Source organism: Clostridia bacterium, from assembly GCA_035628995.1.
Taxonomy (GTDB): Bacteria; Bacillota; Clostridia; order Lutisporales; family Lutisporaceae; genus BRH-c25.
Genome location: DASPIR010000023.1, coordinates 242,504 through 257,997, shown reverse-complemented (window position 1 = coordinate 257,997; position 15,494 = coordinate 242,504). Strand labels below are relative to the sequence as shown.

Sequence of the window (15,494 nt, the reverse complement as noted above, 5' to 3'; positions counted from 1 at the left end):
ATATTCAAACATAATGATGTAACATGGAGGCCATATAAAATGAAATGCGAAATTGTAGCTGTAGGTACTGAATTGCTGCTGGGCAATATTGTTAACACAAACGCCCAGTATCTGTCCCAGAAGCTTGCTGACCTTGGGATAGACGTATTCTATCATGTAGCAGTGGGAGACAACCTGCAAAGGCTATCAGACACCATTAAGTCAAGCCTTGAGCGTGCCGACCTTGTCATTACCAGTGGCGGCTTGGGTCCCACAGTTGATGATCTGACAAAGGAAGGTGTTGCAGATGCGTTAGGATTGAAGCTGCTGCCTGATGAAGCCAGTATCAAAAAAATTGAAAGCATGTTCAAGGCCATGGAAAGACCTATGACTGAGAACAACCTCAAACAGGGTAATATCCCAGAAGGTGCTGCAATATTGGAAAACGACAACGGAACTGCTCCGGGTGTATTGATTGAGAAGAATGGCAAGATAGTAATAATGCTCCCAGGCCCGCCAAAAGAGCTGTATCCTATGTTTGAAGATAAGGTACTGCCATACCTCAAGACAAAAGTACATTCCACCATTAAGTCCAGAATGCTTCGTATAATCGGTATAGGTGAATCAGCTGCTGAGGATATGCTTAAAGAAATATTCAAAACACAGACTAATCCTACAATTGCACCTTACGCAAAGGATGGGGAAGTACATCTGCGAATTACTGCAAAGACCGATGCTTCAGAGGAGGCCGACCGACTGATTGATCAGATGGAGGAAAGAGTAAGAGCAATACTGGGTGAAGCCATTTACGGTTATGACGATGAAAGTCTGGAAGACGTAGTTATGAACCTGCTTATAGAAAACAGTGCGACCCTATCTCTTGCAGAATCCTGTACAGGTGGGCTGATAGCCAGCCGCTTGACGGATGTTCCCGGAGCCTCTGCAAGTCTTATGTGTGGCGTTGTCAGCTATAGCAATGAGGCAAAGATTAAGATTTTGGGAGTAAAAGAAGATACCATAAAGAATTATGGTGCCGTAAGCAGCCAAACTGCAGAAGAAATGGCTGCAGGCGTAAAAAGAATCAATGCTACAGATATCGGACTTTCCATAACCGGCATAGCAGGACCAGACGGAGGCAGCAAAGAAAAGCCAGTTGGACTATGTTATGTTGGGATTGCAATAGGTGATACTGTAAAGGCACATAAATTCTTGTTCAACGGAAACAGGAAAAGGATAAAATGGAACTCCAGCAGCAGGGCGCTTGATTTGCTAAGAAAAGAGCTGCTATTGCTAAAGAAAAAATAGTAAAATTATGTAATATTCTTGACTAATATATAGCAGTATAATATAATATAAATATAAGAACATTTGTTCGATATGCTGTTTAAGGCATACATGTATGAAAGGAAGGTGTAGCAGTTAATGAGCGCTGCAATGAATGATAAAATGACGGATAAAAAGAAAGCGATAGAACTCGCTTTAGGCCAGGTTGAAAAGCAATTTGGTAAAGGATCAATAATGAAACTTGGTGACTCTACAAAAATGAATGTGGAAGCTGTTTCTACAGGCTCCATTGAACTTGACATCGCATTGGGTATAGGTGGAGTTCCAAGAGGAAGAATAGTTGAGATATATGGACCTGAATCCTCAGGTAAGACCACAGTAGCACTTCACATAATAGCTGAAGCGCAAAGAAATGGCGGCGAAGTAGCCTTTATTGATGCAGAACATGCCTTGGATCCTGTATATGCTAAAAACCTGGGAGTTGATACTGAGAACCTAATTGTTTCTCAGCCGGATACAGGGGAACAAGCTCTTGAAATAGCAGAAACACTTGTTCGCAGCGGAGCAGTTGATGTAGTTGTTGTTGACTCCGTTGCAGCATTGGTTCCAAAGGCGGAAATAGATGGAGAAATGGGCGATGCTCATGTAGGCTTGCAGGCAAGACTTATGTCTCAGGCACTTAGAAAGCTTGCGGGAGCCATCAGTAAATCAAAGTCCACTGTAATATTCATAAACCAGCTTAGAGAAAAAGTCGGCGTTATGTTTGGCAACCCTGAAACAACGTCAGGCGGAAGAGCACTCAAGTTTTATGCTTCAGTAAGACTTGATATAAGAAAAATTGAGAATATTAAAGTAGGCAACGATGTAGTCGGCAGCAGAACAAGAGTCAAGGTAGTTAAGAATAAGGTTGCGCCGCCATTTAAGCAGGCAGAGTTTGATATAATGTATGGTACAGGCATTTCAAGAGAAGGCAGCGTACTTGACGTTGCAGCAAACAACGACGTAGTATTGAAGAGTGGTGCATGGTATTCCTACGGAGATACAAGAATAGGACAAGGTAGAGAAAATGCAAAGCAATACCTGAAAGAAAATCCTGAACTTACAAAAGAAATAGAAGCTAAGCTCAGAGAAATGTTCAACATGGGACAATCAAAAGCCATACCTGCAGTTTTAGAAGATGCAGCTGAGGACGATGAATTTTAATAAATAATAATTTATGAATCACAATAACCTCTATCTAGCGATAGAGGTTAATTTCTATAGTTAGGGTGTGAAGTCTATGAAAATTACAAAGATTGAAGTACAAAAAAAGAATAGCAACCGATGCAGTATATACATAGATGGTGAATATCATAGTTCTATCGATAAGGATATACAGGAAGAGCTGAAGCTTCGCGAAGGAATGGAGCTAAATGAGGATGAATTCAATCAAAAGTTGGAAATAATACAGAATAAGAGTGCGCTTAGAGCAGCACTCTATATAGTGGCGCGCGCTTCAAAGACAGAAAGCGAGATCAGAAAGCGCTTGAAGGAAAAACAGCATAATGAAAAAGCAATAAGCTTAGCATTGGAGTATTTGAGGGAAGTCGGATATATAAATGACGAAAGTTACACCGAGAGTTTTATAAGGAGCTCGAAGGATGTGACTGGCACCAGCAAACGCACTTTATATTACAAGCTGGCAAATAAGGGAGTGGATAGCGAAGTCATCCAGCAAAAGCTTGAAGAAGCTGATATCGACGATTACGCATCTGCTATGAAAGCTGCTCAAAAAAAAGCAGCAAGTATAAAAGGAGATAAGCGAGAAAGGGCATCAAAGCTTTTGAGCTATCTATATAGAAAAGGCTATGGAGTAGATGTATGCAAGAAAATAATTGATACTCTTGACCTTGAGGAAAACTGAAAAATACTACTTTACTAGCAAAATTCTCGGAATTTTGCAAATCGTTCTTAAATTGTTTGAATTGTCACAATAACTTGACAAAATTTTGTATAAGATATAAAATTATTTTGATGTGGTGTATCAGTTGAGAGTGAGATGTTCTTATAAGATTTTTAATGATTATGTAAATGATGATTTGAAAAAAGGTTTTGTGGAAGCCGTTACCGATAGTCGAGAATAAATATTATACAAGGAGGTGAAATTGTTATCGAGCTTATAGTTTATATAGCAATTGCACTAATTACCTTTTTTATTGGGTTTTTAGTTAGAAGATATATTGCTGAATCAAAGATAAAAAACGCTGAGACTCAAGCTGCTAAGATTGTTTCAGAGGCCGAGAAGCAAGCAGAAACCAAGAAAAAAGAACTGGTGCTTGAAGCGAAGGAAGAGGTTCATAAGCTTAGAGGTGAACTGGAAAGAGAAACCCGAGACAGAAGGAATGAAATACAGAGGATTGAAAGAAGATTGCTCCAGAGGGAAGAACTTTTGGATAAGAAGGTTGAAACCCTGGAACAAAGAGACGAAGCGAACATAAAAAAACAAAAAGAAATACAAAAATCCCACGAAGAAGTACAAGAACTCTACAAGAAACAGGTAGAGGAGCTTGAAAGATTATCGGGCTTATCATCAGACGAGGCAAAACATTTACTTTTGAATGATATTGAAAAAGAAATCAGGCATGAAGCTGCAATGATGATCAAGGATATTGAGGCCAAGGCTAAAGAAGAAGGCGATAGAAAAGCCAAGGAAATCGTTGCGAGTGCCATTCAAAAGTGTTCAGCTGACCATGTTGCAGAAACCACAGTATCTGTTGTACAACTGCCTAATGATGAAATGAAGGGCAGAATAATAGGCCGTGAAGGCAGAAATATAAGAACGTTGGAAACACTCACAGGCATCGATTTGATTATTGATGACACACCAGAAGCGGTAATATTATCTGGTTTTGATCCTATAAGAAGAGAAGTTGCAAGAGTTGCTCTTGAAAAACTCATAGTTGATGGAAGAATACATCCTGCAAGGATTGAAGAAATGGTTGAAAAGTCCAAGAAGGAAGTAGATAACTACATTAGAGAGCAGGGCGAACAAGCTACCTTCGATACTGGAGTGCACGGATTGCACCCAGAGATTATAAGACTTTTAGGAAGATTGAAATACAGAACAAGTTATGGACAGAATGTTTTGAAGCATTCTATAGAAGTAGCACACCTAGCAGCGGCAATGGCTGCAGAGCTTGGAGTAGATGTCAAGCTCGCAAAAAGGGCTGGTCTTTTGCATGACATAGGAAAAGCAGTAGACCATGAAGTAGAAGGCCCTCATGTTCAGATAGGTGCTGACCTTTGTAAGAAATACAAGGAATCTGCTGAAGTAATCCACGCTGTGGCAGCGCATCACGGCGATATAGAAGCCACAACTGTTGAAGCAGTGTTAGTACAGGCAGCCGATGCTATATCCGCTGCAAGACCTGGAGCACGAAGGGAAACCTTGGAATCCTATATTAAACGTTTGGAAAAAATCGAAGAGATAGCAAATTCGTTTACTGGAGTTGAAAAATCTTTTGCTATTCAAGCCGGTAGGGAAGTTAGAATCATGGTTAAACCAGAGGATGTAAGCGACAGCGAAATCGTCTATATAGCCAGAGATATAGTCAAGAGAATTGAAGACGAGCTTGAATACCCTGGTCAGATAAAAGTCAATGTAATCAGGGAAACTAGGGCAATTGAATATGCAAAATAGAAAATGAGCGGCAATACATGCATAATGCATGTTGCCGCCTTTTTTAATCATAATAATATATTATCGGGTTCGAGGTGCGAGGTTCGAGGTTACGTGGGGGAATGTCATCCTGAACATAGTGAAGTATCTGAAACCCTAAGGAATATCCATACTTACCACGTAGCACGTGGCACGAAGCACGTAGCAAAAAAGTTGGAGGTACATATGAACATTTTATTTATCGGTGATGTAGTAGGGAGACCGGGCAGGAATTATCTGGCTATGAATCTCCAAAAGCTTGTGAATGATAATAATATTGATTTTATCATTGTAAACGGTGAAAACAGTGCTGGTGGTGTTGGCATAACCAAAAGTACATATGATGAGCTGCTTGGCATGGGAGTTGATATGATTACATTGGGCAACCACTCTTGGGCAAAAAAAGAGATATTTGAATTCATAGAGGAATCAGATAAGCTGGTAAGACCTGCTAACTATCCCAAGGGTACTCCTGGTAAAGGATTCAGAATAACAGAAAAGGTAGGAAAGCGAATAGCAGTAATCAATCTGTGCGGCAGGGTTTTTATGGATTGTATTGAGTGTCCCTTCAAGATAATTGATGAAATACTTGAAGAATTAAAAGGCAAGACAGATATTATAATAGTTGATTTCCATGCTGAAGCTACCTCAGAAAAGCTTGCCATGGGCTGGTATCTTGATGGACGGGTAAAAGCTGTACTTGGTACGCACACCCACATCCAAACCTCTGATGAGAGGGTACTTCCAGGCGGAACTGCATATATAACTGATGTAGGAATGACTGGTCCCAGAGATTCCATATTAGGAGTTGATAAGGACATCGTAATAAGGAAATTTATTACTGGCATGCCTGCACGTTTTGAAGTTGCAAGCGGTGAAGCTGTTCTTGGAGCCGTAAAAATAGCACTTGATGATAATAGCGCTGTGACAAGCATTATTAGGATTATTTAAGCAATCCCCACTAAAATAATTCAAAATTCAAAATTGTAGAAAAAAGGAGGAATTGCGAATTATTTGTAGAATTAACAACTAGAATATTTAAATAGAATATTTTGGATTAATTACTATTAATTAAGGGGGGCTTTAAATGGATGTATTAAAGGTATCAGCTAAATCGAACCCTAATTCTGTTGCAGGAGCTTTAGCAGGAGTGTTGAGAGAAAAAGGCTCCGCAGAAATACAAACTATTGGTGCTGGCGCACTGAATCAAGCCGTTAAAGCAGTTGCAATCGCTAGAGGATTTGTAGCACCAGGAGGAATAAACCTGATATGCATACCAGCCTTCACTGATATTCAGATAGACGGTGAAGAAAGGACAGCTATTAAGCTGATAATAGAACCCAGATAGGCTTGTATACCTGCTTAAGTATAAGCAGGTATTATTTTTTAAATAAAAAATAAAAATACTTTTGTGCGCTTTGTTGAAATAATGATATAATGTTATTTGTTGGTGAAATATATATCATATAACGTATTTATTTTTAGAGGTTGTACAGCTTTTACTGTACAGGAGGCTTTATATGCAAAAAGCTGATTTACATATACATACAACGGCTTCTGACGGACTTTTGAGTCCCGAAGAGGTGGTAAGATGGGCTAGTGTGAAAAGATTGACAGCAATCGGAATAACTGATCACGACACTGTCAATGGCATCATACCAGCTATGGAAGCTTCATCAAAGTATGGAATTGAGGTAGTACCGGGAATTGAGCTTAGCACTTTATATGAAGAGGAAGAAATCCATATTCTTGGCTACTACATTGATTATAAGGCTGAATGGTTCCTGAATACACTCGAAAAAATACAGAATTCTAGATACGAGAGAGCTTCTAAGATAGTAAACAAGCTGAACGGCATGGGTGTTAATATAACACTTGAAGAGGTTAAAGATATAGCTGATAATGGGGCAATAGGCAGGCCGCATATTGCCAGAGCAATGATTGTCAAAGGATATATTAACAATATTAAGGAAGCTTTTCAAGGATACATTGGAAAGGGCTGTCCGGCCTATGTAGAGAGGTATAAGCTCAGCTGCCGGGAAGCAATAGAAATGATAGAACGATTAGGAGGGGTATCAGTACTGGCACACCCCGGACTAATAAGAAATAAAATACATATTGGAAAGATTATAGACCTTGGAATAGGCGGAATTGAAGCATACCATACAAAGCATGATGATGAGACTATAAGAAATTCACTGGCAATTGCAAATACCAGAAGGCTATTAATTACAGGCGGTTCTGACTGCCATGGCATCAAGTTGCATAATGAGCCGATAATAGGAAACTGTTCGGTTGATTATAAATATGTTCAACAGCTCAAAGAAGCTGCAAACAGCAAAATCTGGAGGGGAAGAGATGGAAATCAAACTTTCTAAAAAAATATCGAATATTGCTCCGTCAATGACGCTTGCTATAGATGCAAAGCTTAAGCAAATGGTTGCAGATGGAGTCAAGGTTTATGGCTTTGGTGCAGGTGAACCTGATTTTAACACACCAAAATATATAAATGATGCAGCTATAGAAGCTATAGAAAAAGGCTTCACAAGATATACTGCTGCACAAGGTACCCTTGATCTCAGAAAAGCCATATGCGCCAAATTTAAAAGAGATAACATGCTTACTTATGAACCCAGCCAAATAATAGCATCAAGTGGTGCCAAGCACACACTTTCTAACGCTTTTGCAGCAATTCTTAATCCGGGGGATGAGGTTATTGTACCAGTGCCTTACTGGGTTAGTTATACAGAAATAATAAAGCTTAATGATGGAGTACCCGTATTGGTTCCAACAAAAAAGGAAAACAATTTCAAGCTTACTAAGGAAGAACTCCTGAAGGCTGTAAATCCAAGAAGCAAGGCTATACTATTGAATTCACCCAGCAATCCTACGGGTGCAGTATACTCTGAACAGGAGCTTAGGGATATCGCCGAAGTTGCAGTAGCAAATAATCTATTTGTAGTATCCGATGAGATATATGAAAAGCTGATATATGATGGCAAAAAGCATATAAGCATAGCTTCTCTTGGTGCTGAAATTAAAGAACTGACAATCGTGATTAACGGGATGTCCAAGGCTTATGCTATGACAGGTTGGAGATTAGGTTATGCAGCAGGGAATGAAAAGGTTATAAAAGCAATGTCCAGTGTCCAGAGTCACGCTGTATCACACCCGAATTCCGTTACTCAATATGCTTCAACAGCAGCTTTGAACGGACCACAGGATGATGTAGCAAAAATGGTGCAGGAATTCGAAAAAAGAAGAACCTATATGTTTGAGAGAATAAATACAATGGAAGGTCTTAGCTGTGCTAAACCTGAAGGGGCCTTCTATGTGTATACCGATATAAGCAACTATATGGGAAAGAAATTATGTGGAGTCAAGCTTAATTCCTCCCTGGATTTTGCACAGATAATGCTTGAAAAAGGCCATGTTGCAGTAATACCAGGAGCTGCCTTTGGAAATGATACTTATATCAGGCTCTCGTACGCAACTTCAATGGAAATAATAAGAACCGGACTCGACGCCTTTGAAAGCTTTATAAAAGAAAATCTTAAATAGGAAGGTACATTGCCGTGGATAGGAAGGAATATCAGAACCCTTTAATAAGCAGATATGCAAGCAAGGAAATGTCCTTTATCTTTTCTGAAGACTTCAAATTCTCTACATGGAGAAAGCTTTGGGTGGCACTTGCAGAAAGCGAGATGGAGCTGGGGCTTAAAATCACACAGGAACAGATAAACGAATTAAACGAGCATATATATGACATAAATTATGAAGATGCTGAAAAGCGGGAAAAAGAGACGCGCCATGATGTCATGTCTCATGTTCATGCTTACGGTCTCCAATGCCCAAAGGCAAAACCCATAATACACCTGGGCGCCACCAGCGCATTTGTAGGTGACAACACAGATGTAATACAAATGTCGGAAGGCTTGAAGCTTATAAGGACTAAGCTTCTCAATGTTATAAAGAATCTTTCTGATTTTGCAGAAAGATACAAGATGATGCCTACTTTGGGCTTTACGCATTTTCAGCCGGCACAGCTTACCACTGTTGGAAAGAGAGGCTGCTTGTGGCTTCAGGACTTCCTTATGGATATGGAAGAGCTTGATTCTCGGCTAAAAAGGCTGAAGCTCAGGGGCGTAAAAGGTACTACTGGTACACAGGCCAGCTTCATGTCGCTTTTTAATGGGGATCATGAGAAGATTAAGGAGCTGGACAGGAGAGTTACAGAAAAGATGGGCTTCGACAAGAGCTTTGCTGTTACAGGCCAGACATACTCCAGGAAGCTAGACAGCCAGGTACTTGATGTTCTGACACAAATTGCAGAATCCGCTCATAAGTTCAGCAACGACATTAGATTGCTTCAGAGTCTTAAGGAAATAGAAGAACCTTTTGAAAAGAACCAGATAGGCTCCTCTGCAATGGCATATAAGAGGAATCCAATGCGCTGCGAAAGAATTGCAGCTCTATCACGGTTTGTAATAGTGAATTCTCTTAATCCGGCTATAACTGCTGCAACCCAATGGTTTGAACGGACCCTTGATGATTCTGCCAATAAGAGGCTCGCAATACCGCAGGCTTTCCTTGCAATAGACAGCATACTTAATATAATGATAAATGTATCCAATGGCCTTGTAGTGTATGAAAAGATGATAAATCGCCATATTAACGATGAGCTTCCTTTCATGGCCACGGAGAACATATTGATGGAAGCAGTTAAAGCAGGTGGAGACAGGCAGGAGCTTCATGAAAAGATTAGACTGTACTCTATTGAAGCAGGCAGAAGGGTAAAGGAAGAAGGCTTGGATAACAATCTGATAAGCCTTATAGAGAAGGATGAAAGCTTCAAATTGAATAAAGACAAAATGTATGAGCTTTTAGATGCCAGAAACTTCACCGGCAGAGCGCCAGAGCAGGTTGATGAGTTTCTTGAAGAGCATGTATATCCGCTTCTCCGTGAGAATAGTGATAAATTGAATGTGAAAGTTGACCTTAAGGTATAAAAGTAATATGAGTATATTGTAAAAATATACAACTATGTATATAATATATTAATAAGCTAAGAGAACGAACCTTTAAGCGGTTCGTTCTCTACATAGTTAGCTTAGCTAGGAGGAAAGCATATGAGCAGCACAATGATTAAACAGTTATACAGAAGCACTGGAGAGTACCTGAACAAGAATATCATGGTATCAGGGTGGGTGAAGACTGAGAGAACCTCCAAGAATTTTGGCTTTATAGAATTGAATGACGGAAGTTTTTTCAAGAATCTTCAGGTGGTATTCGAAGAAGGCTTGGAAAACTTCAATGATATAGCAAAACTTTCTGTAGGTTCTGCCATAAGTGTTGAAGGGTTGCTTGTAGAGTCTCCGGGAGCTAAGCAGCCTTTTGAATTAAAAGCAACCAAGATAGTCATTGAAGGACTCTCAACTCCGGATTATCCGCTTCAGAAAAAGAGACATTCCAATGAATTCTTAAGATCAATAGCACACCTTAGGCCAAGGACAAATACTTTCTCTGCAGTATTCAGGGTGAGATCACTGGTAGCATACGCAATACACAGGTTCTTTCAGGATCAAGGCTTTGTGTATGTCCACGCTCCATTAATCACAGGCAGTGATGCGGAAGGCGCTGGAGAAATGTTCAAGGTAACTACTTTGGATATCAATAACCCTCCCAGAACAGAAGATGGAGAGATTGATTATTCCAAGGATTTCTTCGGTAAAGCTGCAAACCTCACTGTAAGCGGACAGCTTAACGTTGAAACCTTCTGCATGGCCTTCAGAAATGTCTACACCTTCGGGCCTACCTTTAGAGCGGAGAATTCAAATACTGCAAGACATGCTGCAGAGTTCTGGATGATAGAGCCGGAAATAGCCTTTGCAGAGCTTTCTGACAATATGAAGCTGGCTGAAGATATGGTAAAGTATATTATTAATTATATTCTGGAGAATGCTCCTGAGGAAATGGAGTTTTTCAACAGTTTCATAGACAATACACTGCTTGAAAGGCTGAATAATGTTGTAAGCGCCGATTTTGGCACTGTCACATATACAGAAGCTGTTGATATACTGATGAAGTCTGGCGTGGATTTCGAATACCCTGTAAAATGGGGCACAGACCTTCAGACAGAACATGAAAGATATCTCACTGAGCAGGTGTTTAAGAAGCCCGTATTCGTAACTGATTACCCGAAAGAGATAAAAGCCTTCTATATGAGGATTAATGAAGATAACAAGACAGTAGCAGCAATGGACCTTCTGGTGCCAGGAGTTGGTGAAATCATAGGAGGCAGCCAGAGAGAAGAAAGACTTGATGTACTGGAAAAGAAAATGGACAAAATGGGACTTGATAAGGAAGACTACTGGTGGTATCTTGACACAAGAAGGTACGGCGGTGTAAAGCATGCCGGATATGGACTTGGCTTCGAAAGAATGATAATGTATATTACAGGTATAAGCAATATAAGGGATGTAGTGCCATTCCCCAGAACTGTTAAGTCTGCTGAATTCTAATTTAATGATTTTTAAAAGTCTGTTGATTTTTCAACAGACTTTTTTTGTTCACAATGTAATTTCTGTAAATATTAGATTTGGAACATAACAAAATTTAATCTACAAATAATATTATTATTAAAGCTATTTAGGAGGGATTTAATGCGAAAAATGTTACTGACCGCGGTTATAATGTTGTTTTCACTATTTATGCTTAATATATATGGAGAACCTAATACTGAACTAATACAAGAAATCGTGGCATGTCCAGAGGAAGAAGTCATCTCTGCAATGAGCAGCTATAAGTATATAGAAGCTTTGAAATCAATGGGCTATTATAAGTATGACTATAAGGATAATAACATAAACATGAGAAATGCAATACTAAGGTTTCAAAGTGATTGCAACCTGACTGCAGATGGCGTTCAAGGCAAAAATTTCAAAAGTGCCATGATAAAGAGACTGATGGTCAATAGCAACTTCAAATCACCAGATATTATAGCAAGAGCTCCATCCAGTGGTCGTTGGATAGCGATTAACCGAACAAAGAGAACTCTTACCCTGTATAATGGGAGAACTGTAATAAAAAAATACCCGATTGCAATAGGAAGGGATTCTTACAGGACACCGCAAGGGAAGTTTTATGTATATCTCAAGAGAAAGAATCCCTACTGGACAGGTGGAGGCCATGCAAAACCGGTTGCCGGAGGTTCTCCTAAAAACCCGCTTGGTAAGAGATGGATAGGTCTTTCGCCTGGAAAAGGCAATTTGTATGGCATTCATGGGAATAATAGTCCGTATTCCATTGGGCAAGCGGTTTCAAAAGGCTGCATCAGGATGATAAATACAGATGTATTGAGTTTATATAATATGGTATCACCGGGAACACCCGTGTGGATAGGTAATGATTCAACATTGAGGAATTGGGGAGTAACACAGAGGAGCTTCTACTAATAAATATGCAAAAAATAAAAAAACCGCAAATTAATTGCGATTACTTAACTTTATTTTGGCAGGGGTACAGGGACTCGAACCCGGAACCAACGGTTTTGGAGACCGCTACTCTACCAATTGAGCTATACCCCTGCGACACAGACTAATTATATATAAAAAACCAAGCTAAGTCAAGAGCTTATTATAACCTTTATTAGCATTTTAGAGGAAGTGCTCTGTAATAATTTTCATTTGGTATATGCATAATATATATGCATATACCTTTTTTGTTAATAATTGTTTGCAGTAGAGGTGCAACATGAATGTTTCAAATGATATACAAGAAAATATGAAAATGCTGAAAAACACCTTCAAGGAAGACGAGTCACTGCTTCTTAGAGAATTTTCTATTGGTGGAGCTAAAAATGTGGAATGTCTTGCTGTTTATATTGATGGTATGGTGGATGTTGCCAGGATAAATACTGAAATCATAAGCCCACTATTGGAAATGAAAAAGGAAGCGACAGATACAGACATTTATCTGCCGGCAATATTGAAGAACAAAATAACTTCTGCTCAGGTAGAAAAAACTGCCGATTTTACAAAGCTTATAAGCTATTTGATAAACGGATATACAGCAATATTCATTGATGGGTATGAAGATGCACTTGCTATAAATACACAGAGCATCAGCAGGAGGAGAGTAAGTGAGCCTGTATCAGAAAAGGTGGTTAGAGGGCCCAGAGATGGTTTTAACGAATCCTTACTCAGCAACATTGGCCTAATAAGAGCGAGAATAAAGAGTGAAAACTTGAAAATTCACTTTAGAGAGATAGGAAGGGAAACCAAAACGAAAGTATGCCTATGCTATATGGATAATATAGCAGATGGTGGAATTGTCAAGGAAGCTGAAAAAAGGCTTGATGCCATAGATATAGATGGGATATTGGATTCCGGATATATTCAGGAATTGATAAGCGATGAAGGTTATTCACCCTTCAGGACTTTAGGTCATACAGAAAGGCCGGATGTAGTAGCAGGAAAGCTGCTTGAGGGCAGAATAGCAATTCTGTGTGATGAAAGCCCCTTTGCTTTAACACTGCCTTTTCTTTTCGTAGAATATTTCAGCGCTAATGAAAATTACTATAATCACTTTTACTATGCTACATTCAACAGGATGTTGAGCTTGATAGGCTTCATCCTCTCAACCAGTGTACCTGCAATATACATTGCGCTTATAACGTTTCACCAAGAAATGCTTCCAACCCCTCTGATACTAAGCATTTCAGCTGCTAGACAGGGTATTCCGCTGCCTACTATTGCAGAGATTATACTTATACTTTTTGTGTTTGAGGTACTGAGAGAAGCTTCTATAAGAATACCTGAGGTTATTGGTCAAACTATAAGCATCGTCGGTGCTCTAATAATAGGGCAGGCCGCTGTTGAGGCAAGGCTTATAAGCGCACCCATAATAATAGTTGGTGCTTTGTCAGGCATTACAAGCTATTTAGTTCCTAAAATGGAGCAGGCTGTCATAGTAGTCAGGCTGGTTATTCTTCTTGCTTCAGCCTTCTTAGGACTCTACGGGTATACTTTCTGCGGCATATTACTATTTATTCACCTCACATCTATGAGATCCTTCGGCGTTCCTTATATGCTTTTTAGTGCTTCATTGGCTGCTGATGACCAAAAGGATGTGATATTCAGGGCTCCCTGGTGGGCTATGAATAAACGCCCAAGAATACTCGCTTCAAAGAATATTGTAAGAAAGAAAAGCTAATTTTGAATGGATTGATAAGTGTGAGAAAAAATAGGACAGTATCGCTCATTGCTTTTATGATCATATGCACTTGCTTCTTGACAGGCTGCTGGAACTATAGGGAGGTTGAACAGCTGGCAATAGTTTCAGGAGTTGCTGTTGATAAGGATGGAAAGGACAAGGTGCTTGTCACTGCTGAAATAGTGAGTGTGCAGCAGGAGCAAAAACAGTCCACACTAAAGCCGGTATATATACAGGCAGTGGGGATGACTTTTTTTGACGCTGCTAGGTCAATGATTGCCCTTGATGGCAAAAGATTATATTGGAGCCATGCCAAGGTGGTAATAGTAGGCGAGGAAATAGCAAAACAAGGTATAAGTGAGGTTTTAGACTTTATAAACAGAGATGCAGAGGTCAGGGAAGACATGTGGGTGCTCCTGTCAAGAGAGAAATCAGCAAGTGAAATATTCAATTCGAAGCCTGAACTTGAAAGTATACTCTCCTTCCAGATCGATAATACAATGAGGGCACAGGAATCAATATCACGATATCCTGCCATAGAATTGTACGAGTTTCTTGATAATATTGGAAGTGAGGAAACTTCTACGACAATTCCCACGGTAAAGCTTATTGATTATAGGGGCAAAACTGAGGTTTATATCACTGGATCAGCAATTATCAAGAAAGATAAACTTCTGGGGTATTTGGGTGAAACTGATACAAGAAGCATGCTCTGGGTACAAAATGAAATAAAAGGGGGGGTATACCCGGTGAAGGATGTCGCTGATACTCAGACAACTGTTTCCTTGGAAATATTCAGAAATAAGACGAAAATAAAACCCGAAGTGAAAGACGGTGTACCAATCATCAAAGTTAATGTATTAACAGACGTGAATATAGGAGAAATTATGGGACATGAAAATTTTATAGGTGAAAAGGGCAGGAAGTTGCTGGAAAAGGATGCGGAGTCACAAATAAAAAAGGATATTGAAGGTGTCATTGAGAAAGCACAAAAAGAATATAAGACTGATTTCCTTGGCTTTGGAGAAAATGTTAAACGTTCTATGCCAAGTGTCTGGAGAAGCATTGAAAAGGAATGGAATGAAATCTTCATGGATATCGAAGTCAGCGTTGAAGTGGATGTCAGGATAAGGGGAAGTGCTACTACAAGTAAACCTATAAAGGTAGGAGAGTAATCTATGTGGCTCATTATGATAATATTATATTTTTTTGTATCTTACATTGATACAAAATCGTTTACCAGACTGAAAGAAAAAGGCATACTACCGCTTTATATCATATTGATGGTGATATCGTGCGCAATAGGCACCGCAAGCGCTTA

Annotated in this window: 13 protein-coding genes and 1 tRNA gene; 13 read left to right on the top strand and 1 reads right to left on the bottom strand. The window is 39.5% G+C overall.

Annotated elements, in window-relative coordinates; genetic code table 11:
* Positions 1-39: 39 nt before the first annotated feature.
* The 11 genes from VEB00_08035 to VEB00_07985 all read left to right on the top strand — a co-directional run bounded on the left by VEB00_08035 (position 40) and on the right by VEB00_07985 (position 12,414).
* Positions 40-1,284: a competence/damage-inducible protein A gene (locus tag VEB00_08035; protein HYF82959.1), complete on the top strand. Its 1,245-nt coding sequence runs from the start codon at positions 40-42 to the stop codon at positions 1,282-1,284.
* A 141-nt stretch (positions 1,285-1,425) separates the two neighbouring features.
* Positions 1,426-2,466 (top strand): recombinase RecA, encoded by a 1,041-nt coding sequence (gene recA / locus VEB00_08030; GenBank protein HYF82958.1) that lies wholly within the window; start codon positions 1,426-1,428, stop codon positions 2,464-2,466.
* A gap of 76 nt (positions 2,467-2,542) precedes the next feature.
* Entirely contained in the window at positions 2,543-3,166 is a 624-nt protein-coding gene (locus VEB00_08025) for a RecX family transcriptional regulator (protein ID HYF82957.1), read from the top strand.
* Positions 3,167-3,382: 216 nt separating this feature from the next.
* The gene (gene rny / locus VEB00_08020; protein HYF82956.1) at positions 3,383-4,942 is read left to right on the top strand and encodes a ribonuclease Y; all 1,560 of its coding nucleotides are present in this window, start codon (positions 3,383-3,385) and stop codon (positions 4,940-4,942) included.
* 204 nt (positions 4,943-5,146) lie between these two features.
* Positions 5,147-5,911 carry a TIGR00282 family metallophosphoesterase gene (locus VEB00_08015; protein HYF82955.1) on the top strand — a complete coding sequence of 255 codons (765 nt, stop codon included), beginning with the start codon at positions 5,147-5,149 and terminating at the stop codon, positions 5,909-5,911.
* Positions 5,912-6,047: 136 nt separating this feature from the next.
* Positions 6,048-6,308, top strand: a complete 261-nt coding sequence (locus VEB00_08010) for a stage V sporulation protein S (GenBank protein ID HYF82954.1) — start codon at positions 6,048-6,050, stop codon at positions 6,306-6,308.
* Positions 6,309-6,480: 172 nt separating this feature from the next.
* Positions 6,481-7,338, top strand: coding sequence for a PHP domain-containing protein (locus VEB00_08005; protein HYF82953.1), 858 nt, complete (start codon positions 6,481-6,483; stop codon positions 7,336-7,338).
* Positions 7,325-8,521: a pyridoxal phosphate-dependent aminotransferase gene (locus VEB00_08000; GenBank protein ID HYF82952.1), complete on the top strand. Its 1,197-nt coding sequence runs from the start codon at positions 7,325-7,327 to the stop codon at positions 8,519-8,521. The genes VEB00_08005 and VEB00_08000 overlap by 14 nt, the downstream gene beginning before the upstream one ends.
* A gap of 14 nt (positions 8,522-8,535) precedes the next feature.
* Positions 8,536-9,969 carry an adenylosuccinate lyase gene (gene purB, locus VEB00_07995; GenBank protein HYF82951.1) on the top strand — a complete coding sequence of 478 codons (1,434 nt, stop codon included), beginning with the start codon at positions 8,536-8,538 and terminating at the stop codon, positions 9,967-9,969.
* A gap of 120 nt (positions 9,970-10,089) precedes the next feature.
* Positions 10,090-11,481 (top strand): asparagine--tRNA ligase, encoded by a 1,392-nt coding sequence (gene asnS / locus VEB00_07990; protein HYF82950.1) that lies wholly within the window; start codon positions 10,090-10,092, stop codon positions 11,479-11,481.
* Between the two features lie 141 nt (positions 11,482-11,622).
* Complete coding sequence (locus VEB00_07985) at positions 11,623-12,414, top strand: L,D-transpeptidase (GenBank protein ID HYF82949.1); 792 nt, start codon at positions 11,623-11,625, stop codon at positions 12,412-12,414.
* Positions 12,415-12,470: 56 nt separating this feature from the next.
* Here VEB00_07985 and VEB00_07980 read toward each other — a convergent pair.
* Positions 12,471-12,546 (bottom strand) — tRNA-Trp (locus tag VEB00_07980).
* Between the two features lie 166 nt (positions 12,547-12,712).
* Here VEB00_07980 and VEB00_07975 point away from each other — a divergent pair.
* Both VEB00_07975 and VEB00_07970 read left to right on the top strand, forming a co-directional pair.
* The gene (locus VEB00_07975) at positions 12,713-14,173 is read left to right on the top strand and encodes a spore germination protein (protein HYF82948.1); all 1,461 of its coding nucleotides are present in this window, start codon (positions 12,713-12,715) and stop codon (positions 14,171-14,173) included.
* A gap of 20 nt (positions 14,174-14,193) precedes the next feature.
* Positions 14,194-15,348, top strand: a complete 1,155-nt coding sequence (locus VEB00_07970; protein HYF82947.1) for a Ger(x)C family spore germination protein — start codon at positions 14,194-14,196, stop codon at positions 15,346-15,348.
* The last annotated feature ends 146 nt before the right edge of the window (positions 15,349-15,494 follow it).